20 protein-coding genes are annotated in these 24970 nt (G+C 67.6%); 8 read left to right on the forward strand and 12 right to left on the reverse strand.

Features of this window, described 5'->3' with window-relative positions; translation table 11 throughout:
- Window positions 1-25: 25 nt before the first annotated feature.
- Window positions 26-871 carry an NRDE family protein gene (locus R9B84_RS09925; protein WP_423757837.1) on the forward strand — a complete coding sequence of 282 codons (846 nt, stop codon included), beginning with the start codon at window positions 26-28 and terminating at the stop codon, window positions 869-871.
- A gap of 16 nt (window positions 872-887) precedes the next feature.
- On the opposite strand, the gene R9B84_RS09930 is transcribed toward R9B84_RS09925, so the two are convergent.
- The 4 genes from R9B84_RS09930 to R9B84_RS09945 form a co-directional block, all read right to left on the reverse strand.
- Window positions 888-1328, reverse strand: coding sequence for a GNAT family N-acetyltransferase (locus R9B84_RS09930; protein ID WP_096473028.1), 441 nt, complete (start codon window positions 1326-1328; stop codon window positions 888-890).
- Window positions 1329-1356: 28 nt separating this feature from the next.
- A complete protein-coding gene (locus R9B84_RS09935; protein ID WP_423757838.1) occupies window positions 1357-2316 on the reverse strand; it encodes an alpha/beta hydrolase in 960 nt (319 codons plus the stop codon).
- 200 nt (window positions 2317-2516) lie between these two features.
- Window positions 2517-2996 carry a PaaI family thioesterase gene (locus R9B84_RS09940; protein WP_262532534.1) on the reverse strand — a complete coding sequence of 160 codons (480 nt, stop codon included), beginning with the start codon at window positions 2994-2996 and terminating at the stop codon, window positions 2517-2519.
- Complete coding sequence (locus R9B84_RS09945) at window positions 2993-3307, reverse strand: Dabb family protein (RefSeq protein WP_175960977.1); 315 nt, start codon at window positions 3305-3307, stop codon at window positions 2993-2995. Before R9B84_RS09945 ends, R9B84_RS09940 begins: the two co-directional genes overlap by 4 nt.
- 946 nt (window positions 3308-4253) lie before the next feature.
- On the opposite strand from R9B84_RS09945, the gene R9B84_RS09950 reads away from it, so the two are divergent.
- Window positions 4254-6401, forward strand: a complete 2148-nt coding sequence (locus R9B84_RS09950; protein WP_423757839.1) for a hypothetical protein — start codon at window positions 4254-4256, stop codon at window positions 6399-6401.
- A 70-nt stretch (window positions 6402-6471) separates the two neighbouring features.
- Here R9B84_RS09950 and R9B84_RS09955 read toward each other — a convergent pair whose 3' ends face one another.
- The gene (locus R9B84_RS09955) at window positions 6472-7485 is read right to left on the reverse strand and encodes a zinc-dependent alcohol dehydrogenase family protein (protein WP_423757840.1); all 1014 of its coding nucleotides are present in this window, start codon (window positions 7483-7485) and stop codon (window positions 6472-6474) included.
- A 92-nt stretch (window positions 7486-7577) separates the two neighbouring features.
- Here R9B84_RS09955 and R9B84_RS09960 point away from each other — a divergent pair, with 92 nt between their 5' ends.
- The gene (locus tag R9B84_RS09960; RefSeq protein ID WP_423757841.1) at window positions 7578-8495 is read left to right on the forward strand and encodes a LysR substrate-binding domain-containing protein; all 918 of its coding nucleotides are present in this window, start codon (window positions 7578-7580) and stop codon (window positions 8493-8495) included.
- Between the two features lie 49 nt (window positions 8496-8544).
- Here the strand turns inward: R9B84_RS09960 and R9B84_RS09965 are convergent, their stop codons facing one another.
- From R9B84_RS09965 to R9B84_RS09985, 5 genes are all read right to left on the reverse strand, one after another.
- Entirely contained in the window at window positions 8545-9945 is a 1401-nt protein-coding gene (locus tag R9B84_RS09965; protein ID WP_423757842.1) for a diguanylate cyclase, read from the reverse strand.
- Window positions 9946-10205: 260 nt separating this feature from the next.
- The gene (locus R9B84_RS09970) at window positions 10206-11384 is read right to left on the reverse strand and encodes an acetyl-CoA C-acyltransferase (RefSeq protein WP_423757843.1); all 1179 of its coding nucleotides are present in this window, start codon (window positions 11382-11384) and stop codon (window positions 10206-10208) included.
- Window positions 11385-11489: 105 nt separating this feature from the next.
- Window positions 11490-12122 (reverse strand): bifunctional nicotinamidase/pyrazinamidase, encoded by a 633-nt coding sequence (gene pncA / locus R9B84_RS09975; protein WP_423757844.1) that lies wholly within the window; start codon window positions 12120-12122, stop codon window positions 11490-11492.
- Window positions 12123-12166: 44 nt separating this feature from the next.
- Complete coding sequence (locus R9B84_RS09980; protein ID WP_423757845.1) at window positions 12167-14251, reverse strand: 3-hydroxyacyl-CoA dehydrogenase NAD-binding domain-containing protein; 2085 nt, start codon at window positions 14249-14251, stop codon at window positions 12167-12169.
- 190 nt (window positions 14252-14441) lie between these two features.
- The gene (locus R9B84_RS09985) at window positions 14442-16085 is read right to left on the reverse strand and encodes a 3-(methylthio)propionyl-CoA ligase (RefSeq protein WP_423757846.1); all 1644 of its coding nucleotides are present in this window, start codon (window positions 16083-16085) and stop codon (window positions 14442-14444) included.
- A 193-nt stretch (window positions 16086-16278) separates the two neighbouring features.
- Between R9B84_RS09985 and R9B84_RS09990 the strand changes: the two genes are divergently transcribed.
- The 5 genes from R9B84_RS09990 (at window position 16279) to R9B84_RS10010 (ending at window position 20137) form a co-directional block, all read left to right on the forward strand.
- Window positions 16279-17847, forward strand: coding sequence for a protein adenylyltransferase SelO (locus R9B84_RS09990; RefSeq protein WP_423757847.1), 1569 nt, complete (start codon window positions 16279-16281; stop codon window positions 17845-17847).
- A 46-nt stretch (window positions 17848-17893) separates the two neighbouring features.
- Window positions 17894-18325: a peptide-methionine (R)-S-oxide reductase MsrB gene (gene msrB / locus R9B84_RS09995; protein ID WP_423757848.1), complete on the forward strand. Its 432-nt coding sequence runs from the start codon at window positions 17894-17896 to the stop codon at window positions 18323-18325.
- A 170-nt stretch (window positions 18326-18495) separates the two neighbouring features.
- Entirely contained in the window at window positions 18496-19026 is a 531-nt protein-coding gene (locus tag R9B84_RS10000) for a septation protein A (RefSeq protein ID WP_423757849.1), read from the forward strand.
- A gap of 1 nt (window position 19027) precedes the next feature.
- Window positions 19028-19336 carry a BolA family protein gene (locus R9B84_RS10005; protein ID WP_342307185.1) on the forward strand — a complete coding sequence of 103 codons (309 nt, stop codon included), beginning with the start codon at window positions 19028-19030 and terminating at the stop codon, window positions 19334-19336.
- Between the two features lie 18 nt (window positions 19337-19354).
- Window positions 19355-20137: a peptidylprolyl isomerase gene (locus R9B84_RS10010; protein WP_065499774.1), complete on the forward strand. Its 783-nt coding sequence runs from the start codon at window positions 19355-19357 to the stop codon at window positions 20135-20137.
- A 171-nt stretch (window positions 20138-20308) separates the two neighbouring features.
- Here the strand turns inward: R9B84_RS10010 and R9B84_RS10015 are convergent, their stop codons facing one another.
- Together R9B84_RS10015 and purL are read right to left on the reverse strand one after the other, a co-directional pair.
- Complete coding sequence (locus R9B84_RS10015; RefSeq protein ID WP_423759987.1) at window positions 20309-20854, reverse strand: GNAT family N-acetyltransferase; 546 nt, start codon at window positions 20852-20854, stop codon at window positions 20309-20311.
- A 5-nt stretch (window positions 20855-20859) separates the two neighbouring features.
- Entirely contained in the window at window positions 20860-24924 is a 4065-nt protein-coding gene (purL, locus tag R9B84_RS10020) for a phosphoribosylformylglycinamidine synthase (RefSeq protein WP_423757850.1), read from the reverse strand.
- Window positions 24925-24970 lie beyond the last annotated feature (46 nt).

Raw genomic sequence — 24970 nt, forward strand, 5'->3', positions numbered from 1 at the left:
ATGTTTCCTGCGAGAGATTCGCCCGATGTGTCTGATTGCCTTCGACTGGCAGCCTGATGCCGCCGCCGGTCCCGTCTTTACCCTGACCGCCAACCGCGACGAGTTCTTTCGCCGTACGAGCGCGCCGCTCACGTGGTGGGAGGATGTACCGGGCGTGCTGGCCGGCCGCGATCTCGAAGCGGGCGGCACGTGGCTCGGCGTATCGCGCGACGGCCGCTTCGCGGCGCTGACCAACTACCGCGCACCGTTCGACATCCGTGCGGGCGCACCGACCCGTGGCAAGCTCGTGTCCGATTTCCTCCGCGGCCCGTCCGTCGCGCCGCTCGACTATCTCGGGCAGCTTGCCGAGCATGCGGCCGTGTACAACGGCTTCAACCTGCTCGTCGGCGACTGGAAACGGCGCGAACTCGCGTGGCTCTGCAACCGTGCGCCCGAGGGCGAAAGCGCCGTCGCCGCGCCCGTCGCGATCGCGCCCGGCGTGCACGCGCTGTCGAATGCGCGGCTCGATACGCCCTGGCCGAAAGTGGTGCGCAAGCGCGCGGAGCTCGGCACGCTGCTCACCGACAATCCGACCCCGTCGCTCGACGAACTGATCGATCTGATGCGCGACCCGCATGTCGCGGACGACGACGCGCTGCCCCACACGGGCATTCCGATCGAGCGCGAGCGCGCGCTGTCGGCCGCGTTCATCGAGACGCCCGAGTACGGCACGCGCGGCACGACCGCGCTGCGCGTCACGATGAAGGAAGGCGTGCGGCTGACGGTCGAGATCAAGGAGCGCTGCGACGACGACGGTTCACACCGTACCGTCCGCCCGGGCGCGTTCGAGCGCGCGTTCACGTTCGACCTCGACGCAACGCGGCCGCGCTGAACACGGATTCCCCGCGCTACGGCGCGCGCGTCATCTCGACGTGCGGCACGCCCGCTTCGACGAACGGTTCACCGACCGCCGCGAAGCCGTGCCGCACATAGAACGACACCGCCGAATCCTGCGCGTAGAGCCGCACGACGGTTTCGCCGCGACGCCGCGCGCCATCGAGCAGCGCGTTCAGCACGGCCGACCCGACGCCCTGCCCGCGCGCGTCGGCCAATACGGCGACGCGGCCGATCGTGCCCGACGGCAGCAGCCTCCCCGTCGCAACCGCGCGGCGTGCCCCCGTCGCCGCGTCGATCCGGTACGCGACCGCATGGAGCGATAGCGGATCGTCGTCGTCGAGCTCCCATTCCGGCGGAATCTGCTGCTCGCGCACGAATACCGCGTCGCGAATCCGCGCAGCGTCGCCGCCCAGTACCGTCCAGTCGCCCGTTTCCACTACGCCGTCCGTCATCGCAGCCCTCCATGCGGCGCGCACGCCGTCAAACGTCGTCGAATGCGGCCTTCAGCACCGCGACCGCATCGGCATGCGCGGCCCGCACCTCGGGCACGTAGCCGCCCATCTTGAAGAATTCGTGGATCATCCCCGGATAACAGACCAGCGTAACCGCATTGCCGGCCGCGCGCAGCTTGTCCGCGTACGCGGCGCCCTCGTCGCTCAGCGGATCGAATTCGGCCGTCGCGATCCATGCCGGCGCGACGCCCGCGAACGACGGCGCGTCGCGCGTGCCGTCGAGCGGTGCGAAGCGCCAGTCGTCGCGGTCCGCCGGATCGCGCACGTATTGCGTGAAGAACCACTGGATCGTGTCCTGCGGCAGCAGGTAGCCGTTCGCGAGCCGTGCGTGCGATTCGGTGTCCTGGTAGCTCGTCACGCCCGGATAGATCAGCATTTGAAGCGTCAGGCGAATGCCTGCGTCGCGCGCGAGCACCGCGCAGACGGTCGCGAGCGTGCCGCCCGCGCTATCGCCGCCGACCGCCAGCCGTGCGGCGTCGATGCCGAACGCGGCAGCCTCGCGATGCAGCCAGCGCAACGCGTCGTCGGCGTCGTTCACCGCGGTCGGGAACCTGTGTTCGGGCGCGAGCCGGTAACCGACCGACAGCACCGCGCATTGCGCATCGTGCGCGAACATCCGGCACAGCGCATCGTGCGTGTCGACGCTGCCGACCGTGAAGCCGCCGCCGTGGTAGTAGACGAGCGCGGGCAGCGGCTCCGCGAGGCTCGGCTCGACCGGCAGGTACAGCCGCGCGCCGATCGTGCGGCCGTCGCGTGTCGGCACGACGCATTCCTCGACCGAATGCATCGGCACCGACGCGACGTCGAGGATCGGCGCGCTCTTCTCGTACGCGGCGCGCGCCTGCTGCGGCGTCTGGTGGTGATAGGACGGACGTTTCGCGCGCTCGATCATGTCGAGCACCTGGGCGATCTTCGGATTCAGCGGCATCGGTGAAAACGGCGCCTGCTCGGCACCGTGAACGGACAAGCGTCACATGATGCCATGCCCGCGTCCGGCCAGCGCTACGCGCGGCTGCGTGTCGACATCCCGGCCCTTCGGCGTCCTGTGAAGCGCGTCCGACACGCAATCCCGCGCCGCCAAACAAAACGGCCCTGCCGGTGAAAAGGCAGGGCCGTGCGTCCGGGTGCTTACGCGTCGCTCGGGCCGGGCTGCGCGTCCGGCGCCGTGCGCGAGCGTTGCCGCTTGATGTCGCGGCCCACCGCGAGCCGCCGCATGTACTTGAACGTACCGAGCGCCTTCGCGACGAAATTGCCGTCGCTGTCGCGCACTTCGCCTTCGCAGTAGGCCATCGTCGTCGAGCGATGCATCACGCGCCCGTACGCGCGCAACTCGCCGCGACCCGGCTGCATGAAGTTCACCTTCATCTCGACCGTGACGACGCCGACGCCGTCGTCGGTCAGGCTGCGCGCCGCCATCGCGAGCGCGATGTCCGCGAGCGTCATCGTCACGCCGCCGTGCGCGATGCTCCACGTGTTCATGTGCCGCTCTTCGAGCGGCAGCACGAGCTCGCTCGCGCCGTCCTTCGCGGACACGAGCTGCACGCCGAGCAGGTCGACGAACGGGCTTTCGATCGACGGGCCGTCCGTCGGGGATGCCGCGTCGCTCATCGTGCGCTGTCGACGACGTAATCGACGCACTCGCGCGATTCGGCCACCGCGACGACGAATTTCTTCACTTCCTGGTGAACCGGGTGCACCTGGTAGGCGTCGAGCGCGGCCTTGTCCGCGAAATCGGACACGAGCACGATGTCGGAGGTCGCATCGAGGCCGGGCGTCGCCACGCCGACGTCGATCTGCAGGATGCCCGGCACGAGGTCGCGGCAGCCTTCGAGCTTTTCCTTCAGTTTCAGCGCGTTCTGCGCGCGCGTCGCGCCTTCCGCCGATTCCTTCAACTTCCACATGACGATATGTCGGATCACTTCGGTTGCTCCTGTTCGTTGGGGTTCACGATGCGGGCGCGGCTCGCATCGCGGCCGGCCAGGCAACGCCCGGCCTGATTTCTGTCTGCCTTGCTCGCGCGCGGTCGCGGGCAACCGGGAAAAAAGCGCGTATCGAATCGGCTATCGCCCGACCTTTCCGGTGACGATACGTACTTTTTCACCGCGTCGACACTCGACGGCGCGATCCACGCAAACGGCGGCAGGCACCAAGCCTACCAAACTTGACGCCTCTGATGGAACGATCGCACGGTTCGCGGCCCGAACCGGTACCGATCGTGCGGCGGCCGACCCGGACCGGTTCCCCGGATCGCGCTTCGGAGCCGACAACGGAGCAAGTCTTCCGTTGAATCGCAGGAACGCGGATTGCTCAGGCTCGCGCGCTCCGTTTCCGCGCATTCCGGCATTGCCCGACAACAACCGGCACAAACGCGACGATTCAATTCCTGTCCGGCATCAATCGCCAGAGCGAAACGTCATTGCCAATTATTTCGCCACCGGATATCGAAATTCCATTACTCGACCTCATTAAATCGCATATTTTACCGACTCGACTGGCAATAATTGCGATCGATATTTTCAATCGAATATCATAAAATCTCGAAAATATTATTGACTTCAATTTTCTCGCAAATTTAAAATCCCCTACGACGGCTTGCATCTTATTTTCTCTCGCTGCGACCGAATCGCCATTCGCCCGCGCGAAGGCCGTCTCGGAGATTTTCCCCGCGCCGGACCGGGGCAATACTTTCTGCTACATGAATTTTCGGCACTGATCGGCCATTCGCTTATTTCAGAAGCGCCGCATCACGATTGATTTCGAACATTCACCCGAATGTCCACAGCACAGCATAGAACGAAACGGACAAAATATCTGTTTATTCGGCCATTCCGATAATAATCGCTAGTCACCAGGAGGGACATCACCATGCATCGTCTTGCGAAGTCGCTGTGCCTTGGGTTCGTCTGCGCCGGCCTGCTCGCCGCATGCCACGACGACGACGACTTCCGGTCGAGCCGCACGCCGTCGAATCACGCCGCGCTGTCGTTCCGCATGGACACCGGCAGCCAGATCAATGCGTTCTACCGGCAGGACAAGGTCGCCGCGCACCTGCTGGCGCGCTCGTCGACGAAACCGCGCCTGCTCGTGGTCTTCCCTGCCGGCAACAGCGGCACCGGGCTGTGGTTCGACGATACCGCGCAGCCGGTGAACTGGAGCCTCGACACGCCGCCGTCCGCGCTGTCGGCTCCCGACACGCACGGCCGCCCGCTGTACGGCATCGGCGCCGACGTGTCGGTGGACACCGACACGCTGACGATCCGCGAGGGCGTACTCAGCAACGTGCGCTTCCTGCGCGACTTCAACGGTGGCGCCACGATTCCGCAGCAGATCGTCACGGCGCCGACGATCCAGGGCAGCGCCGCGCAATGGCAGCGCGACCGGATCGACGGCGCGCCCGGTTATGCGCTGCGCATCACGCTGCGCGACGGCGGCAGCATCGCGCCGGCAGCGGGCGGCAAGCTCGTGCTGCGCGCACCGGCGGGCTCGCACACGCTGAAGTTGCATGTCGATGCGCTGTCCGGCGAGACGCCGCTGTCGCCGATCACGCGCGCCGATCTGCTCGCGCCGTCCGTGAACCCCGATCCGGTCAGCCAGAACGTGCTCGAATTCCTGAGCTTCCACGACAAGCTGCTGGCCGGCTCGTGGCAGTACGACACGTACTTCGGCCGCGATACGCTGATCTCGGTCCGCATGCTGATGCCCGTGCTCGAACCCGCGGCGATCGAGGCCGGGTTGTCGTCGGTGCTGGGCCGCCTGTCGGTGGACGGCAAGGTTGCGCACGAGGAAGGCATCGGCGAATTCGCGCTGGTCGACAATCAGAAGAACGGGCGGCCGAACGATCCGACGCCGACCTACGACTACAAGATGATCGACAGCGACTACCTGCTCGCGCCGATCGCCGCCGCGTGGCTGATCGACGATACGCGCGGCCAGGCCCGCGCGGCCGCCTATCTGGCGCAGCGCGGCAGCGACGGGCAGACCAACGGCAGCCGCCTGGTCGTCAACCTGCTGCACGTCGCGACGACCGCGCAACCGTTCGCGCAGCAGCCGTCGGTCGCGAACCTGATCCACCTGAGGCCCGGCGAGATCGTCGGCAACTGGCGCGACAGCACCGACGGGCTCGGCGGCGGCGTCTACCCGTACGACGTCAACGCGGTGCTCGTGCCGGCAGCGTTGCGTGCGGCGAACGCGTTCCTCATGCGCGGCCTGCTCGATCCGTACCTGGATGCCGGGCAGCGTGCGACGCTCGCCAACACGGCGAACGAAGCCGCCACGTGGGAAACGCAGGCGCCGCCGCTGTTCCAGGTCAGCGTGCCGGCCGCGCAGGCGGCCACCGACGTGTCGGCCTATGCGCCGTCCGCCGGCGTGCCGGCCGGTGCCGCGCCGGGCGCACCGCTGTCGTTCTACGCGCTGTCGCTCGATCAGCAGGGCAACCCGATTCCGGTGATGAATTCCGACGGCGGCTTCGCGCTGCTGTTCGGCACGCCGCCGGACGACGCGCTCCAGCGGATCGTCACCGACGTCACGCGGCCGTTCCCGACCGGGCTCGTGACCGATGCCGGGATGCTGATCGCGAACCCGGCGTATGCGAACCCGTCGCTGTGGCCGAAATTCACGAGCTCCGCGTATCACGGCACGGTCATCTGGTCGTGGCAGCAGGCGATGTGGGTGGCCGGGCTCGATCGCCAGCTCGCGCGCCAGGATCTGTCGGCAACAACCCGGGCGTTGCTCGCGCAGGCGCGGCAGACGATTTGGCAGGTGATCTCGAACGGGCGCGACATGCGCACGTCGGAGATGTGGACGTGGTCCTACGTGAACGGCCAGTACCGGACCGATGCATTCGGCACGCGCAGCGCGGACGCCACCGAAGCCAACGCGGCGCAGCTCTGGAGTACGACGTATCTCGCGATCCGCGATCCGCAGCAGCGCGCGGGCAAGTACTGGTGGCAGGCGTCGCAGCGCATGCAGGACGTGCAGCCGACGGGCACGGCGGCGGCCGTCGCGTCGCGATAGCGCATCGCACGCGGAACACGCAAAAGCCCCGAGGTGTCCCACCCCGGGGCTTCGGTGCGTGCGACGCCGCTCAACGCATCCGCACGACCACCTTGCCGAACGCGCCGCGTTCGAGATGGTCGAGCGCGGCCGGCAGCGCATCGAACGCATACTCGCGCTCGACCACCGGCTTCAGCTTCAGCCAGTCCACCGCGCGCACGAGATCCTCGAGTGCGCGCCGGTGTGCAACGCCGATCCCCTGCACGGTCGCACGCCCCGTCAGCAGCGGATACACGGATGTCGTCAGCGCATCGCCGCCGAGATTGCCGATCACCGACACGCGGCCGCCTTGCACGAGCGACGACAGCGAACGCCCGAAATTGTCCGCGCCCGCGAGTTCCAGCACGTGATCGGCACCGCGTCCGCCGGTCAGCGCGCGCACTTCGGCGGCCCAGTCCGGCGTGCGCGTACGGTTGATCCCGTCGTGCGCGCCGAGCCGCTTCGCGCGCTCGAGCTTCTCGTCGCTGCCCGACACGACGATCACGCGCGCCCCCTGGGCACCGGCGATCTGCACGGCGAACAATGCAACGCCGCCCGTGCCGATCACGACCACCGTATCGCCCGGCCGCGTCGTCGACGCGTCGGCCAGCGCATACCACGCGGTCAACCCTGCGCAGGTGAGCGTGCTGGCCTGCGCGGCGTCGAGCGTGCGCGGCGCGGCCACCAGCGAATCGGCGCCGAGCACCACGTACTCCGACAGCATCCCCGGCCCCGGCACGCCGAGCGGCACGCTGCCGCGCGGCTGGAGGCCGTCCTGCCAGCCGGTGAAGAACGTGCTGATCACTGCGTCGCCGGGCGCGAAATCCGTCACGTCGGCCCCCGTCGCGACGACCTCGCCGCGCATGTCCGAACCGGGCACCAGCGGGAACGGCACGGCCATCCCCATCCCGTCCCGCAGCACCAGCAGGTCGCGATAGTTCAGCGCGACGGCGTCCACGCGCACCAGCACATCGCGCGGGCCCGGCGTCGGAACGGGCACGGTCGCGAGTTGCAGGTGTTGGCGGCCGAACGCCGGCGATTGCCAGCGATACATGAGTGACGACATGGCGACTCCAATCACGAAAACAGTGGAGTTGGCAGGATAATGATTCCCGCAGCCGCCATGTGGCGCGATTTATTCGACCTATAGTAGACAAAATGGAACCAATCCCGCACGACCGGCTGGCCGGCATCAGCGCGTTCGTGGCTGCCGTCGACGCCGGCAGCTTCGCGCAGGCGGCCTCACGGCTCGGACAGACGCGCTCGGCGGTCGGCAAGGCGATCAGCCGGCTCGAAGCGCGGCTCGGGACGCGGTTGTTCGTGCGGACCACGCGCAGCCTCGCACTGACCGACGACGGCCACGCGTTCTACGAACGGTGCGCGCAGGCGCTGGAGGAACTCGATGCCGCGCAGCACATGCTCGAAGCGGGCCGCAACGAGGCAACCGGGCGAATTCGCGTGAGCGCGCCCGTCGTGTTCGGCCGCCACCACGTAACACCGCTGCTGCTCGATCTGGCGGCGCAGCATCCGCAACTGCAGGTCGAAGGGCATTTCACCGATCGCGTCGTCGACTTTGCGGACGAAGGCGTCGACCTCGCCATTCGCAGCGGCGCATTGCCCGACAGCGATACGCTGATCGCGCGCCCGCTCGGCATGCAATCGATGGCGGTCTGTGCGTCGCCCGCGTACCTGCACACGCGGGGCACGCCGCGCAGTACGGACGAACTTGCCGCCCATCGCTGCATCGTCTACCTGCACGGCGGCCGCGCGAATCCGTGGACGCTGGCCGGGCCGGACGGTCGTGTCGTGCAGCCCGCGCTGCATTACCGGCTCGGCTTCGACGACATCGACAGCCTGGTCGCGGCCGCCATGCGCGGCGCGGGGCTCGTTCACCTGCCCGAATGGCTCGTGCGCGACGCGTTGCGCACGGGGGCGCTGGTGCGCGTGCTGGAGCACGTACCGTCGGCCGGCACGCCGATGCATGTGGTGTGGCCCGCTACGCGGTTCCTGCCGTACAAGCTGAGGGTGGCGATCGATGCGATGCTTGCGGCGATTCCGCCGTTGCTCGCACCGTAGGCAGCCGATTTCGACGGGCCGTGCGCGCCCCGTCCCGATACCGCACGCGTCACCGCGACACGACCCGGTTCCGCCCTTCCCGCTTCGCCTGGTACAGCCGCTCGTCGACCACCCGCAGCAGCGCATCGACCGTGCTGCCGTCGACCCCGTATTGCGCGACGCCGACGCTGACCGTCACCTGCACGCGCTTGAAGTCCAGCCCGAACGGCGAACTCGCGATCGACGAGCGCACGCGCTCGGCCGTCATCCGGGCGCCCTCGAGCGGCATCTCCGGCAGTAGCGCCATGAACTCCTCGCCGCCGACCCGCGCGAGGCCGCCCGCCGGGCGGATCGCCTCGAGGCACTGGCGCACGACGCCGCGCAGCACCTCGTCGCCGATCTGGTGCCCGTACGCATCGTTGATGTTCTTGAAATTGTCGAGATCGAGCGCGAGCAGGCAAAACGGCGTGCCTTCGCGCTCGGCCCGCACGATCTCGCGCTCGACCTGCGCGATGAACTGCCGGCGGTTCGACGCGCCCGTCATCGGATCCGTCGCGGCCATGTACTCGAGCTTCTGGTTCGTGCGCCGCAGTTCCTGCAGCGCGCTCTCGGTGCGCGCCATCGATTCCGACAGCCGGCTCATCAGGTCTTCCTGGCGGTAGATCGCCGAGAACGAGCGCGTCGTCTGCAGCGCCTGCACGACGCCGTAGCTGAGCAGGAAGAACCCGCCCGCGAAAATCGCGTGTGCGAGCCACCACATGTGATTCCACGGCTTGCCGAGAATGAACGCGAGCGACGACAGCGCGAACGCCATGATCGACACGCCGTAGATCACCATTAGCGGCGAGCGGATCCGCCGCGCGAGCAGCACGCCGACGTTCAGCAGCGAGAACACGAGCGCGCCGCCTTCCATCGACAGCCGCGTGCCCAGCGCGCCCGCGACCGGCGAATACGCGATGTACGCGACAGCCGCATTGACGATCAAGAAGAACACGATCCACGGCAGCCACGTCCGCACGCTCGCGCGCTTTTCGAAGCGATCGGGCGGACGCGAATAAGACATCAGGCCCGTGAGCAGCAGGATCGACATCACGAGCCGCGACGCGGGCCCGTACAGCAGGAACAGCCAGATGTTGTGGTGCGCCATCCCGGTGAACGCACCGTGGAGCGAATAAATCATCGCGAAGCCGAGAAAGCCGAGCGTCAGCCAGCGCAGCAGCGGCTCGCCGGACGACCGGTAGCACACCCACGTCACATAGGTGACGAACGCGCCCTCGAGCGTCGCCGCCGCAATCGCGATTTCATGGAACGCGTGGCTCTCGAACACGACGTGCGGGTCGCTGAAGAACCACAGATAGGCGATCAGATAGGCAGGCAGCAACGCGAAACCGATCAGCAGGCATTTCGCGTAGAGCCTCGCGGCCGCGCTGACGACGCGCGGCGGTTCCCCGGCTGCATAGGTCGTACTCATTCGGTCCCCGGTCGGTCTGCTGCGTTGGTTCGAACCTTCGCGGCACGGATCGTGCGAAGCATGATCCTGCCCATCGTGCCGAAAGGCAAATGTCAGAGCAAGTATAGGTGGGGCAATTCGTTTGACAAGTAAGGGGAAACGGCATTGCCGAAAGCATGCTTTTGCTTCCCGATCGTCTCGAACGGGGGTACTGCCACGCCGATTCGCATCGCGGCCGCGAGCCTCGCCGAAGCGAAACCGCGGCCGCCACCGGCCAAAGATCAGATAATTTCGAACAGGCCGGCCGCGCCCTGGCCGCCGCCGATGCACATCGTGACGACCACGTACTTCACGCCGCGGCGCTTGCCTTCGATCAACGCATGGCCCGTCAGGCGCGCGCCCGACACGCCGAAAGGATGGCCGACCGCGATCGCGCCGCCGTTCACGTTCAAGCGGTCTTCAGGAATCCCGAGCGTGTCGCGACAGTACAGCACCTGCACCGCAAACGCTTCGTTCAGTTCCCACAAGCCGATGTCGTCGACCTTCAGCCCTGCCTGCTTCAGCAGCTTGGGCACTGCGAACACGGGGCCGATGCCCATCTCGTCCGGCTCGCAGCCGGCCACCGCGAAGCCGCGGAACACGCCCAGCGGCTGCAGCCCTTCGCGCCGCGCGGCGTCGGCGCTCATCACGACGCACGCCGACGCGCCGTCCGAGAACTGGCTCGCGTTGCCGGCGGTGATCACGCCGCCCGGCACGGCCGAACGGATCTTCGACACGCCTTCGAGCGTCGTGTCGGGACGGATGCCTTCGTCGGCCGATACGGTCACTTCCTTCGTGAACAGGCGGCCCGTCGCCTTGTCGGCGATACCCGCGAGCACGGTGATCGGCACGATCTCGTCGCGAAAGCGCCCGGCTTCCTGCGCGGCCGCGGCCCGCAGTTGCGACTGCACGCCGTACTCGTCCTGCCGCTCCTTCGAGATCCCGTAGCGCTTCGCGACGTTCTCGGCCGTCTGCAGCATGTTCCAGTAGATCTCGGGCTTGTGCTCGACGAGCCAGCTCTCCTGGACCATGTGCCGGTTCATCTCGTTCTGCACGCACGAGATCGATTCGACACCGCCCGCGACATACACGTCGCCTTCGCCCGCGATGATCCGCTGCGCGGCCAGTGCAATGGTCTGCAGCCCCGACGAGCAGAAACGGTTCACCGTCATCCCCGGCACGGTCACCGGCAGCCCCGCGCGCAGCGCGATCTGCCGCGCGATGTTCGCACCGGTCGCGCCTTCGGGGTTCGCGCAGCCCATGATGACGTCCTCGACACGCGCGGGGTCGAGCTTCGCGCGTTCGAGCGCGGCCGCGACCACGTGGCCGCCGAGCGTCGCGCCGTGCGTCATGTTGAATGCGCCGCGCCAGGATTTCGCGAGCGGCGTGCGGGCGGTCGATACGATTACGGCTTCGGTCATGCGAGTCTCCTTCGGTCCTGCTTCATGTCAGGGTCTGTTTACATATGGAACGCGCATGTGCGTTCCATATTGGTTAAACAGACCCTGAATCGGATGGGGAATGCGCTACGCCGTCGGGCGCGCGCCCGCGGACGTCACATGTGCGACGCCCGCTGCCTGCATCTGCTGCCATGCGTGCGCGAGCGACCCGTTCAGGTCGATCGCGCGGCACGCATCGTTGATCACCGCGGCGTCGAAACCGGCCGCGCGCGCATCGAGCGCCGACCACGCGACGCAATAGTCGGTCGCGAGCCCGCAGCACCACACGCGCTTCGCGCCGAGTTCGCGCAGATAGCCCGCGAGCCCCGTGCGCGTCGTGCGATCGGCTTCGACGAACGCGGAATAGCTGTCGACCTGCGCGTCGCCGCCCTTGCGGATCACGAGCCGCGCCTGCGGGATGTCGAGGTCGCGATGCAGCGCCGCGCCGTCGGTGTCCTGCACGCAGTGCACGGGCCACAGCACCTGCTCGCCGTACGGCAGTGCGAGCGTCGAGAACGGCTCGCGGCCCGGATGGTTCGCCGCGAACGATACGTGCTCGCGCGGATGCCAGTCCTGCGTCAGCACGACCTGGTCGAAGCGCTGCGCGAGCGCGTTGATGACCGGCACGACCGCGTCGCCGTCCGGCACCGCGAGCGCGCCGCCCGGCATGAAGTCGTATTGCACGTCGATCACGAGCAGTACGTCGTCGGTGCGTTTCATCGCGTTTCTCCTGGTGGAATCGGTCGCGCCGTCGTGCGCTATTGTCAGCCGTTGAACCCGCGGCCCGCCTTCGCGAGCTCCGCGATCGACGGCGCGAGCTGCCATGCGTCGCCGTTCGGCGCGGCCGCGTAGCGGCGAATCGCGCGCTCGACGTTGTAAAGGCCGACCATGTCCGCGTACAGCATCGGGCCGCCGCGCCACAGCGGGAAGCCATAACCGGTCAGGTAGACCATGTCGATGTCGGACGCCTTCGATGCGATCTTCTCTTCGAGGATCTTCGCGCCTTCGTTGACGAGCGCGAACACGAGCCGCTCGACGATCTCGTCGTCGCCGATCTTGCGCCGCTCGACGCCGCGCTCCTTCGAATACGCGACGACCATCTCGTCGACCAGCGACGACGGCTTCGCCTTGCGCTCGCCCGGCACATAGTCGTACCAGCCGGCGCCCGTCTTCTGGCCGAAGCGGCCCTGCTCGCACAGGCGGTCGGCGATCTTCGAATACTGCAGATCGGGCTTCTCGACGTAGCGGCGCTTGCGGATCGCCCAGCCGATGTCGTTGCCGGCGAGGTCGCTCATCCGGAACGGCCCCATCGCGAAACCGAACTTCTCGATCGCGCGATCGACCTGCGCGGGCAACGCGCCTTCCTCGAGCATGAAGAGCGCCTGGCGGATGTACTGCTCGATCATCCGGTTGCCGATGAAGCCATCGCACACGCCCGACACGACCGCCGTCTTGCGGATCTTCTTGGCCACCGCCATCACGGTTGCGAGCACGTCCTTCGCGGTCTGCGCGCCGCGCACGACCTCGAGCAGCTTCATCACGTTCGCCGGGCTGAAGAAGTGCATGCCGACGACGTCCTGCGGACGCTTCGTGAATGCCGCGATCTTGTCGACGTCGAGCGTCGACGTGTTCGACGCGAGGATCGCGCCCGGTTTCGCGACTTCGTCGAGCTTCCTGAACACCTGCTCCTTCACGCCGAGTTCCTCGAACACGGCCTCGACGATCAGGTCCGCATCCTTCAGGTCGTCGTAGGACAGCGTCGGCGCGATCAGCGCCATGCGTGCGTCGAGCTTCTCCTGCGTGAGCTTGCCCTTCTTCACCTGCGCGTCGTAGTTCTTGCGAATCGTCGCGACGCCGCGCTCGAGCGCGTCCTGTTTCGTCTCGAGCAGCGTGACGGGCAGGCCCGCGTTGACGAAGTTCATCGCGATCCCGCCGCCCATCGTGCCCGCGCCGATCACGCCGACGCGGCGGATCTCGCGCAGCGGCGTATCGGCCGGCACATCGGGAATCTTGCTCGCCGCACGCTCGCCGAAGAACGCATGGCGCAGCGCGCGGCTTTCCGGCGTCATCATCAGCGCGACGAAACCCTCGCGCTCGGCGATGCTGCCCTTGTCGAAACCGTTCAGCACGCCGGCTTCGATCGCGTCGATGCACTTGTGCGGCGCGGGGAAGTTCGGCGCGGCGGCCCGCGCGGAATTGCGTGCGAACTGGATGAAGCCCGCAGCGTTCTCGTGGACGATCTTGCGATCGCGCACGCGCGGATGCGGCCCCTTCTGCGCACCGACCTTGCGCGCGAACGCGACGGCCGCATCGAGCAGGTCGCCGTCGGCCATCTCGTCGAACAGCCCGCTCTTCGCAAGCTGCTCGGACGGCACGGGCGCGCCCGACACGATCATGTTCAGCGCGATTTCGAGCCCTACCGCGCGCGGCAGGCGCTGCGTGCCGCCCGCGCCCGGCAGCAGGCCGAGCTTCACTTCGGGCAACGCGACCTGCGCGCCGGGCGCAGCGACGCGGTAGTGTGCGCCGAGCGCGAGCTCGAGGCCGCCGCCCATCACGACGCTGTGCAGCGCCGCGACGACGGGCTTCGCGCTTGCTTCCACCGCGCGGATCACGGTGTGCAGCGTCGGTTCCTGCAGCGCCTTCGGCGTATTGAATTCGGTGATATCGGCACCGCCCGAGAACGCGCGGCCCGCGCCGGTCAGCACGATGGCCGTGACCGACGGGTCCTGCGCGGCGCGATCGAGCGCGTCCATGACGCCCTGGCGGGTCGACAGGCCAAGCCCGTTGACGGGCGGATTGTTGAGCGTAAGGACGGCCACGCCGTCGCGAGTCGAGTAATCCACTGCCATCTGCCTGCCTCCATGCATCGCGCGCCGGGGTGGCGACGCTTCATTGTGCGCGGTCGAACAGCCGCATGTCCGGATCGAACGGAGGCAGCATACAACGGAAAAGCACGGTCGTTCAATTTGAATTTTTATCCCGACCCGGGGACGGATCGGGCGACCGGATCGCGGGCCGTCGCCGGCCCGGGCCTCAGCCTTACGGCTCGCACACCGCCGTCGGCAGCACGTAGTCGCGGAACGTCTCGCGCAGCTTCAGCTTCTGCAGCTTGCCGGTCGCGGTGTGCGGCAGCGATTCGACGAACACGACGTCGTCGGGGATCCACCATTTCGCGACCTTGCCTTCATAGAACGCAAGCAGCGCGTCGCGGCTCAGGTTCGCGCCTTCGCGCGGCACCACGACGAGCAGCGGGCGCTCGGTCCATTTCGGGTGCGCGCATGCGATGCACGCGGCTTCGGCCACCCCCGGGTGCGCAATCGCGACGTTCTCGATGTCGATCGAGCTGATCCACTCGCCGCCCGACTTGATCACGTCCTTGCTGCGATCGGTGATCTGCAGGAAGCCGTCGGGGTCGATCGTCGCGACGTCGCCGGTCGGGAACCAGCCGTCCGCGAGCGGCGACGCATCGCCGCGAAAGTAGTGATCGATCACCCACGGCCCGCGCACCTGCAGTTCGCCGAACGCGACGCCGTCCCACGGCAACTCGGCGCCGTCCTCGCCGACGATGCGCATGTCGACGCCGCAGATCACGCGCCCCTGCTTCTCGAGCAGCCGGCGCTGCGCGTCGAGCGGCCGCTGCGACTGCGCCCAGTTGAGCTTCGCGAGCGTGCCGAGCGGCGACAGTTCGGTCATCCCCCACGCATGGATCACGCGCACGCCGTATTCGTCCTCGAACGTGCGCAGCATCGCGGGCGGGCACGCGGAGCCGCCGATCACCGTGCGGTTCAGCGTCGAGAAGCGCACGCCGGCTTCGCGCATGTAGTTCAGCAGGCCGAGCCACACGGTCGGCACGCCCGCGGAGAACGTCACGCGCTCGGCCTCCATCAGCTCGTACAGCGACTTCCCGTCGAGGTCCTTGCCGGGCAGCACCAGCTTGCCGCCGGTGAGCGGCACCGCGTACGGCAGCCCCCACGCGTTGACGTGGAACATCGGCACGACGGGCAACACCGCATCCATCGCGGACAGGTTCATCGCGTCGGGCAGCGCGGCGCCGTACGCGTGCAGCACCGTCGAGCGGTGCGAATACAGCACGCCCTTCGGATTGCCGGTCGTGCCCGACGTGTAGCAGAGCCCGGACGCCTGCTGCTCGTCGAGACGCGGCCAGTCGTAGCGGCCGTCCTCCGCTTCGACGAGCGTTTCGTAACAGAGCAACGGCGTCGCGCAGGACGGCAGGTGCGCGGCGTCCGTCATCGCGACCCAGCCCTTCACATGCGGACATTGCGGCGCGATCGCGTCGACCAGCGGTGCGAAATTGATGTCGAACAGAACGTAGCGGTCTTCCGCGTGATTGACGATGTACGCGATCTGCTCGGGGAACAGGCGCGGGTTGATCGTGTGGCACACCGCCCCCATCCCGCCGATCCCGTAATACGCCTCGAGATGCCGGTAGCCGTTCCACGCCAGCGTGCCGACGCGGTTGCCGGTTTCGACGCCGAGCCGCGCGAGTGCCTGCGCAAGCTGCTTCGCGCGGCGTTCGCAATCGCGGTACGTGTAGCGATGCACATCGCCCTCGATGCGCTTCGACACGATCTCGGTGTCGCCCGCGTGACGCGCGGCATGCGCGATCAGCGAGGACACCAGCAGCGGCATGTCCATCATCTGGCCCAGCAACGGCTTACCCATCGTCTTGTTCTCCCGGAAGGACGCGAATCGGTGACCAGCCCGGCGGCTGTTTCCATCAGGAACACACATGCGTTGTCATGAGACCGGCGTGCGCCCGTCAGCGGCCCGGACGGGCGTGGCGCACGGTGCGCGGGCCGCCATGCGGGCGGCGCTGCGCCGCCTTACAATATCGGCTTACCCAGAGGCGCTCAACATGTCGTTTTCCCGAAGCGCAGCCGATCCGGCTGACACCCTTCCCGACCTCGCCGCCACGCTCGGCGCACCCGCCGAAGGCGCGTTCGTCCAGCTCGGCGACGCGTTTCATACGCGGCTGCCAGCCGCGCCGCTTGCCGCGCCGTACGTCGTCGGCTTTTCCGACGAAGTCGCGCACCTGCTCGACCTGCCGGCGTCGATCGCCGCGCAGCCCGGCTTCGCCGAACTGTTCGCCGGCAACCCGACGCGCGACTGGCCCGCGACCGCGATGCCGTACGCATCGGTGTATTCCGGCCACCAGTTCGGCGTGTGGGCCGGCCAGCTCGGCGACGGCCGCGCGCTGACGATCGGCGAGCGCACCGGCACGGACGGCCGGCGCTACGAGCTGCAACTGAAAGGCAGCGGCCGCACGCCGTACTCGCGGATGGGCGACGGCCGCGCGGTGCTGCGCTCGTCGATCCGCGAATTCCTGTGCTCGGAAGCCATGCATCACCTCGGCATCCCGACCACGCGCGCGCTGACGGTGATCGGCTCCGACCAGCCGGTGGTCCGCGAGGAGATCGAGACGTCGGCCGTCGTCACGCGCGTGTCGGAAAGCTTCGTGCGCTTCGGCCACTTCGAGCACTTCTTCTCGAACGATCGCCCTGACCTGCTGCGCCAGCTCGCCGATCACGTGATCGACCGCTTCTATCCGGATTGCCGCGACGCGGACGATCCGTACCTGGCGCTGCTCGAAACCGCGACGCTGCGCACGGCCGACCTCGTCGCGCAGTGGCAGGCCGTCGGCTTCTGCCACGGCGTGATGAACACGGACAACATGTCGATCCTCGGCGTGACGATCGACTACGGCCCGTTCGGCTTCGTCGACGCGTTCGACGCGAACCACATCTGCAACCACTCCGATAACAGCGGCCGCTACGCCTACCGGATGCAGCCGCGCATCGCGCACTGGAACTGCTACTGCCTCGCGCAGGCGCTGCTGCCGCTGATCGGGCTGCAGCACGGCATCGCCGATGACGATGCGCGCGCCGAGCGCGCGGTGGACGACGCGCAGGCCGTGCTCGCAAAATTTCCGGAACGCTTCGGCCCCGCGCTCGAACGCGCGATGCGCGCGAAGCTCGGCCTCGAGCTCGAACGCGAGAACGATGCCGAACTCGCCAACACGCTGCTCGAGACGATGCATGCGAGCCATGCAGATTTCACGCTGACGTTCCGCCGGCTCGCGCAACTGTCGAAGCACGACGCAAGCCGCGACGCGCCCGTGCGCGACCTGTTCATCGATCGCGACGCATTCGATGCATGGGCGAACCTCTACCGTGCGCGGCTGTCCGAGGAAACGCGCGACGACGCGGCACGTGCGGCCGCGATGAACCGCGTGAACCCGAAATACGTCTTGCGCAACCATCTGGCCGAAGTCGCGATCCGGCGCGCGAAGGAAAAGGATTTTTCGGAGGTCGAGCGGCTCGCACGGATCCTGCGCCGGCCGTTCGACGAACAACCGGAGCATGAAGCGTACGCCGCGTTGCCGCCCGACTGGGCCGGGTCGCTCGAAGTGAGCTGCTCGTCCTGAAGTACCCCACCCGCGCGTATCGACCGACCGATCAGGAGAACCCCACATGTCCCACGATTCCGACGACAAAACCTTCCCGTACGAGAAGGACGACGCCGAGCTGCGCCGCCGGCTCACGCCGATGCAGTACGAGGTCACGCAGCATGCGGCGACCGAGCGCGCGTTCACCGGCGAATACACCGACACCGAAGATGCCGGCATCTACAAGTGCGTCGTATGCAGCACGCCGCTGTTCGAATCCGGTTCCAAATTCCACTCGGGCTGCGGCTGGCCCAGCTACTTCAAGCCGCTCGAAGGCGAAGTGATCGACGAGAAGGTCGACTACTCGCACGGCATGGTGCGCGTCGAAGTTCGCTGCAACCATTGCGGCGCGCATCTCGGCCACGTCTTCGAGGATGGCCCGCGCGACAAGACCGGTTTGCGCTACTGCATCAATTCGGCTGCGTTAAACTTCGAGTCCCGACCCGAAAACGAATGAGCGGCGCCGGGCGGATCGGCGGGGCGACCTTCGCGGGGCGACCTTCGGGGGCAACCCTCGCCGGGCGGCTACCCTTGGGCTGGCCGCCCCGATCCGCGACGGCGGTGCCTGGCGGGTCCCTACAACGGTGAAAGGCCGCGCAATCGGCCTTTCACGCAGCTGCGAGCGCCATGAAATTCCTGTTCGATCTGTTTCCGATCATCCTGTTTTTTGTCGCCTTCAAGGTCTGGGGCATCTTCACCGCCACCGCCGTCGCGATCGTCGCGACGCTGGGCCAGGTCGCCTGGGTCGCCTTCCGGCACCGGAAGGTCGACACGATGCTGTGGGTCAGCCTCGGCGTGATCGTCGTCTTCGGCGGCGCCACCCTCGTCCTGCATGACGAGAAATTCATCCAATGGAAACCGACTGTGCTGTACTGGCTGTTTGCGGTCGGGCTGCTTGCCGCGCGTTATGCGTTCGGCAACAACCTGATCGAGAAGATGATGGGCAAGCAGCTCACGCTGCCGCACCCCGTGTGGGACAAGCTGAACGTCGCATGGGCGCTGTTCTTCGCGGTGCTCGGCGTCGCGAACCTGTACGTGGTGCACAACTTCACCGAATCGCAATGGGTGAACTTCAAGCTGTTCGGCACGACCGGCGCAATGGTCGTGTTCATCATCCTGCAGAGCCTGTGGCTCACGAAATACCTGAAGGACGAATGACATGACGGACGCCTTTCTCCACGCGTCGCCCGACGAACGCATCGCGCTGATCGAAGCACGCCTCACCGCGTCGCTCGCCCCCGTATCACTCGCCGTGCGCGACGACAGCGCGCAGCACGCGGGCCACGCCGGCGCGGCCTCGGGCGGCCACTTCACGGTCACGATCGTGTCGGCCGCGTTCGCCGGCAAGCCGCGCGTCGCACGGCACCGGCTGGTGTATGATGCGCTCGCTGATGCGATGCAGCGCGGCATTCACGCGCTCGCGATCGTGGCTTACACGCCCGAAGAATTCAACGAATCTTCTATCTAGTCTCATTAGGAATTCCCGATGATCCTGAAATCCCCCCGCCTGTGGGTCGCGGCGGCTGCTTTCGCAGCGGCACCGGCATTCGCCCAGAACATCGCCGTCGTCAACGGCACGCCGATTCCGAAGTCACGCGCTGACGCGATGGTCGCGCAGCTCGTCCAGCAAGGCCAGACCGACAGCCCGCAACTGCAGCAGGCCGTGCGCCAGGAACTCGTGAACCGCGAAATCCTGATGCAGGAAGCGATCCGCGAAGGCATCCCGAACCGCCCGGACGTGAAGGCGCAGGTCGCCGTCGCGCAGCAGACCGTCGTGCTGCGTTCGATGATCGAGAGCTTCCTGAAGAAGAACCAGCCGACCGACGCCGAAGTGAAGGCGCGCTACGACGAACTCGTCAAGGGCGCCGGCGGCAATCGCGAATATCACCTGCACCACATCCTCGTCGACAACGAGCAGCAGGCGAAGGACCTGATCGCGAAGATCAAGGCCGGCGCGAAGTTCGAGGATCTCGCGAAGCAATACTCGAAGGATCCGGGTTCGGGCAAGAATGGCGGCGATCTCGACTGGTCCGACCCGAAGGCGTACGTGCCGGAATTCGCGGCAGCCGCGCAGACGCTGCAGAAAGGCCAGATGACCGACGCGCCGGTGAAGACGCAGTTCGGCTGGCACATCATCCGCGTCGACGACATCCGCGACATCGCGCCGCCGCCGTTCGACCAGGTGAAGGCACAGATCGCGCAACAGCTCGTGCAGCAGAAGCTGCAGGCGTTCGAGGAAGGTCTGCGCCAGCACGCAAAGATCCAGTAACGCAGGCGCGCGTCGCCCGTGCATCGAAAAGCCGCTCTTCGGAGCGGCTTTTTCATTGGGCGCGAAAGCGCGAGCATCGTGAGGCTCCGGCGGCCAGTCCACGTGCAACAAAAAAGCCGCTCCGAAGAGCGGCCATTGCTTTACTTGACGATACCCGCGCCGCCGCGTTCGCTACGCGGGATAGAACACGTCGTGATAGCGCACTTCGCCCGACGGCAGCGGCGCCGATGCGTCGAACGACTGCGCGAGGAAATACTCGCGCGGTACGTCCGGAAACACGATGTCGCCGGACGGCGCGAACCCGAAGCGCGCGTAGTATGCAGGATCGCCGAGCACGACGCAGCCGCGCGCGCCGAGCCGGCGCAACGCGTCGAGCCCCGCACGCACGAGACCCGCGCCGATGCTCTGCCGCTGGCAGTCGGGCAGCACCGCAAGCGGCGCGAGCCCGTACCATTGCTGTCGATCCGCCGGTTCGCCGCCGATCGCGACCGGCGAGAACGCGACGTGGCCGACAATGCGCCCGTCGCGCTCCGCGACGAGCGACACGCTCAGCGCACCGTCCGCGCGCAGCGCGTCGACGATCTGCCGCTCGAACTGCCCGCCCTGCGGCTCGCCCGCGAACGCCGCGACGATCACGCGGCCGATCGCGTCGACCTCGCTCGCGCGCTCGTCGCGCAGCGTGACGACCTCGACCGGCGCATTCGGATCGAACATCATCCGGATCAGCCGATCCAGCGGCGCGCGTTGCGGAACACGCGCATCCACGGGCTCGCCTCACCCCAGCCTTCCGGGTGCCAGCTCATCGCGACCGTACGGTGTACGCGCTCCATGTGCGGCATCAGCACCGAGAAGCGGCCGTCGGCCGTCGTGACCGACGTGATGCCGGCCGGCGAGCCGTTCGGGTTGAACGGATAACGCTCGGTCGCTTCGCCGCGGTGGTCGACGAAGCGCATCGAGACTGCCACGCGGTCGATGTCGCCCTGCTGCGAGAAGTCCGCATAACCTTCGCCGTGCGCGACCGCGACCGGAATCCGCGAGCCTTCCATCCCCGCGAAGAAGATCGACGGCGACTTCTCCACTTCCACGAACGAGAAACGCGCCTCGAACTGCTCGGACTTGTTGCGCGTGAACTTCGGCCATGCTTCCGCACCCGGAATCATCGACGAGATGCTCGACAGCATCTGGCAGCCGTTGCAGATGCCGAGCGCGAACGTGTCCGGACGCGCAAAGAACGCCGCGAACATGTCGGCGAGGTTCGCGTTGAAACGGATCGTCTTCGCCCAGCCTTCGCCCGCACCGAGCACGTCGCCGTACGAGAAGCCGCCGCACGCGACCGCACCCGCGAAATCGGCCAGCGTCGCGCGGCCCGCGAGCAGGTCGCTCATGTGCACGTCGTGCGCGTCGAAGCCGGCGCGGTCGAACGCATAGGCCGTTTCCAGATGCGAGTTCACGCCCTGCTCGCGCAGGATCGCGACGCGCGGCCGCGCGCCGGTCGCGATGAACGGCGCGGCGATGTCGTCGGCCGGATCGAAGCTCAGCACCGGCGAGATGCCCGGATCGGCCGCGTCGAGCAGCGCATCGTATTCGGCATCGGCACATGCGGGGTTGTCGCGCAGGCGCGCGATGCGCCAGCTCACTTCACCCCACGCACGATGGAGTTCGGTGCGCGGCGCGTCGAAGATCTTCTTCGCGTCTCGGTACACCTCGATCACGTCGCGGTCGTTGACCGAGCCGATCACGTGCGAACACGCCGACAGACCGAACTCGCGCAGCGCGCCGAGCACCGTGTCGCGGTCGGCCGCGCGCACCTGCACGACGGCGCCGAGTTCCTCGGAGAACAGCGCGCGCAGCGTGCGATCGTCGCGGCGGCCGCTCGTCTGCTTCGCCCAGTCCTTTGCGTCGCCGTAGTCGGACTCATGGTTCTCGTCGAGCGTCAGCATGTCGACGTTCAGCGACACGCCCGCGTGGCCCGCGAACGCCATTTCGCACACCGTCGCCCACAGGCCGCCGTCCGAGCGGTCGTGGTACGCGAGCAGCTTGTCCTGCGCATTGAGCGACTGGATCGCGTTGAAGAAGCGCTTCAGGTCTTCCGCATCGTCGACGTCCGGCGTCGTGTCGCCGACCTGCTGCGTGACCTGCGCGAAGATGCTGCCGCCCATCCGGTTCTTGCCGCGGCCGAGATCGATCGCGATCAGCACGCTGTCGCCCGCGTCGGCGACGCGGCGCAGTTGCGGCGTCAGGTGACGGCGCACGTCCTCGACCGGCGCGAACGCGGAGATGATCAGCGACACCGGCGAAACCACTTCCTTCGCGACGCCCTGCTCGTCCCACTTCGTCTTCATCGACAACGAGTCCTTGCCGACCGGGATGCCGATCCCGAGCGCCGGGCACAGCTCCATGCCGATCGCCTTGACCGTGTCGAACAGCGCGGCGTCCTCGCCGGCCGTGCCGCACGCGGCCATCCAGTTTGCCGACAGCTTCAGCTTGTCGAGCGACGCGATCGGCGCGCTCGCGATGTTCGTGATCGCTTCGCCGACGGCCATGCGGCCCGATGCCGGCGCATCGATCACCGCGAGCGGCGTGCGCTCGGCCATCGTCATCGCCTCGCCCTTGAAGCCCGCATAGTCGAGCGCGGTGACCGCGCAGTCGGCCACCGGCACCTGCCACGGGCCGACCATCTGGTCGCGCACCGACGTGCCGCCGACCGAACGGTCGCCGATCGTGATCAGGAACGACTTGCTGCCGACCGTCGGGTGCTTCAGCACGTCGACGGCGACTTCCGACAACGCGATGCCCGTCACGTCGACCGGCGCGCGCTCGGTCGCCACGCGGGCGACGTCGCGGTGCATGCGCGGCGGCTTGCCGAGCAGCACTTCCATCGGCATGTCGACCGGATATTCGTCGGCCCCCGTCGCTTCGGCGTCGACGAGCTGCAGCTGGCGCTCGTCGGTTGCAACACCGACCACCGCGAACGGGCAGCGCTCACGCGCGCAGATCGCCTCGAAGCGCGGCAGGTCGGCCGGCGCGATCGCGAGCACGTAGCGCTCCTGCGCCTCGTTCGACCAGATCTCGCGCGGCGACAGGCCCGATTCCTCGAGCGCAACCTTGCGCAGTTCGAAGCGCGCGCCCTTGCCCGCGCCGTCGACGATCTCGGGGAACGCGTTCGACAAGCCGCCCGCGCCGACGTCGTGGATGCTCAGGATCGGGTTTTCCGCGCCGAGCTGCCAGCAGCCGTTGATCACTTCCTGCGCGCGACGCTCGATTTCGGGGTTGCCGCGCTGCACCGAGTCGAAGTCGAGCTCGGCCGTGTTCGCGCCGGTCGCCATCGAGCTCGCCGCGCCGCCGCCCATCCCGATCCGCATGCCGGGGCCGCCGATCTGGATCAGCAGCGAGCCGGCCGGCACGTCGTGCTTGTGCGTATGTTGATCCGCGATGTTGCCGAGGCCGCCCGCGATCATGATCGGCTTGTGATAGCCGCGCACCTGGCCGCCGACGTTCTGCTCGTACACGCGGAAATACCCGCCGAGGTTCGGGCGGCCGAATTCGTTGTTGAACGCGGCGCCGCCGAGCGGGCCGTCGATCATGATCTGCAGCGGCGACGCGATGCGGTCCGGGCGGCCGTACGGGCCGTGCGCATCGTTCGGGTTGCGCTCGCCGACCGGCTGCGCCGCGTCGCGCGCGTTTTCCCACGACTGGCGTGCATCGGGCAGGTCGAGGTTCGACACGGTGAAGCCCGTGAGGCCGGCCTTCGGACGCGCACCGCGGCCCGTCGCGCCTTCGTCGCGGATCTCGCCGCCTGCGCCGGTCGCCGCGCCCGGGAACGGCGAGATCGCCGTCGGGTGGTTGTGCGTCTCGACCTTCATCAGCGTGTGCGTGAGCTCGGTGTGGCGGCCATAACGCTCGCCCGGCTCGCCGCCCGCGCCCGCGTTGCGCGGGAACCAGCGCTCGGCCTCGGCGCCGACCATGATCGAAGAGTTGTCCGAATACGCGACGATCGTGCCCTGCGGGTTCAGCTTCTCGGTGTTGCGGATCATCGCGAACAGCGACATGTCCTGCGCTGCGCCGTCGATCGTCCACTGCGCGTTGAAGATCTTGTGGCGGCAGTGCTCGCTGTTCGCCTGCGCGAACATCATCAGTTCGACGTCGGTCGGGTTGCGTTCGAGCTTGCGGAACGCGTCGACCAGGTAGTCGATTTCGTCGTCGGCGAGCGCGAGGCCCAGCTCGACGTTCGCGCGCTCGAGCGCGCCGCGGCCGACGCCCAGCACGTCGACGCTCGCGAGCGGCTTGGCCGGCAGTTCGTCGAACAGGTGCTTCGCGTCGTCGCGCGCGGCGACCACGCTTTCGGTCATCCGGTCATGCAGCGCAGCGGCGACAGCCGCACGCGCGTCGTCGGACAGCGCCTTCTTGCCGCCGAGCAGGCCCGACTTCAGCGTGACCGTGAATTCGACGCCGCGCTCGATGCGGCGCACCTGCGTGAGGCCGCAGTGCTGCGCAATGTCGGTCGCCTTGCTCGCCCACGGCGAGACCGTGCCGAAGCGCGGCAGCACGACGAAGGTCTCGGCCGCCCCCTTCTCGGCCGCCGGCTCGAACGGCGCGCCGTAGTGCATCAGCGCATCGATGCGTGCGCTGTCGTCGGCCGACAGCGGCTCGGCCGCATTGACGAAGTGCAGGAACTGGCCGCGCACCGCGACGATGTTGGCGTCGATTTGCCTGAGCGTGTCGAGCAGACGGGTTTGACGGAAATCGGAGAGGGCCGAAGCGCCGGGAAAACACGAGAAGTGAGCCATGGGCTGGACTGACGTCGATGAGTCGCGCAAGGTGGCGACGTGGGGC

Source organism: Burkholderia sp. NLJ2 (assembly GCF_049487195.1).
Lineage (GTDB): Bacteria > Pseudomonadota > Gammaproteobacteria > Burkholderiales > Burkholderiaceae > Burkholderia > Burkholderia pyrrocinia.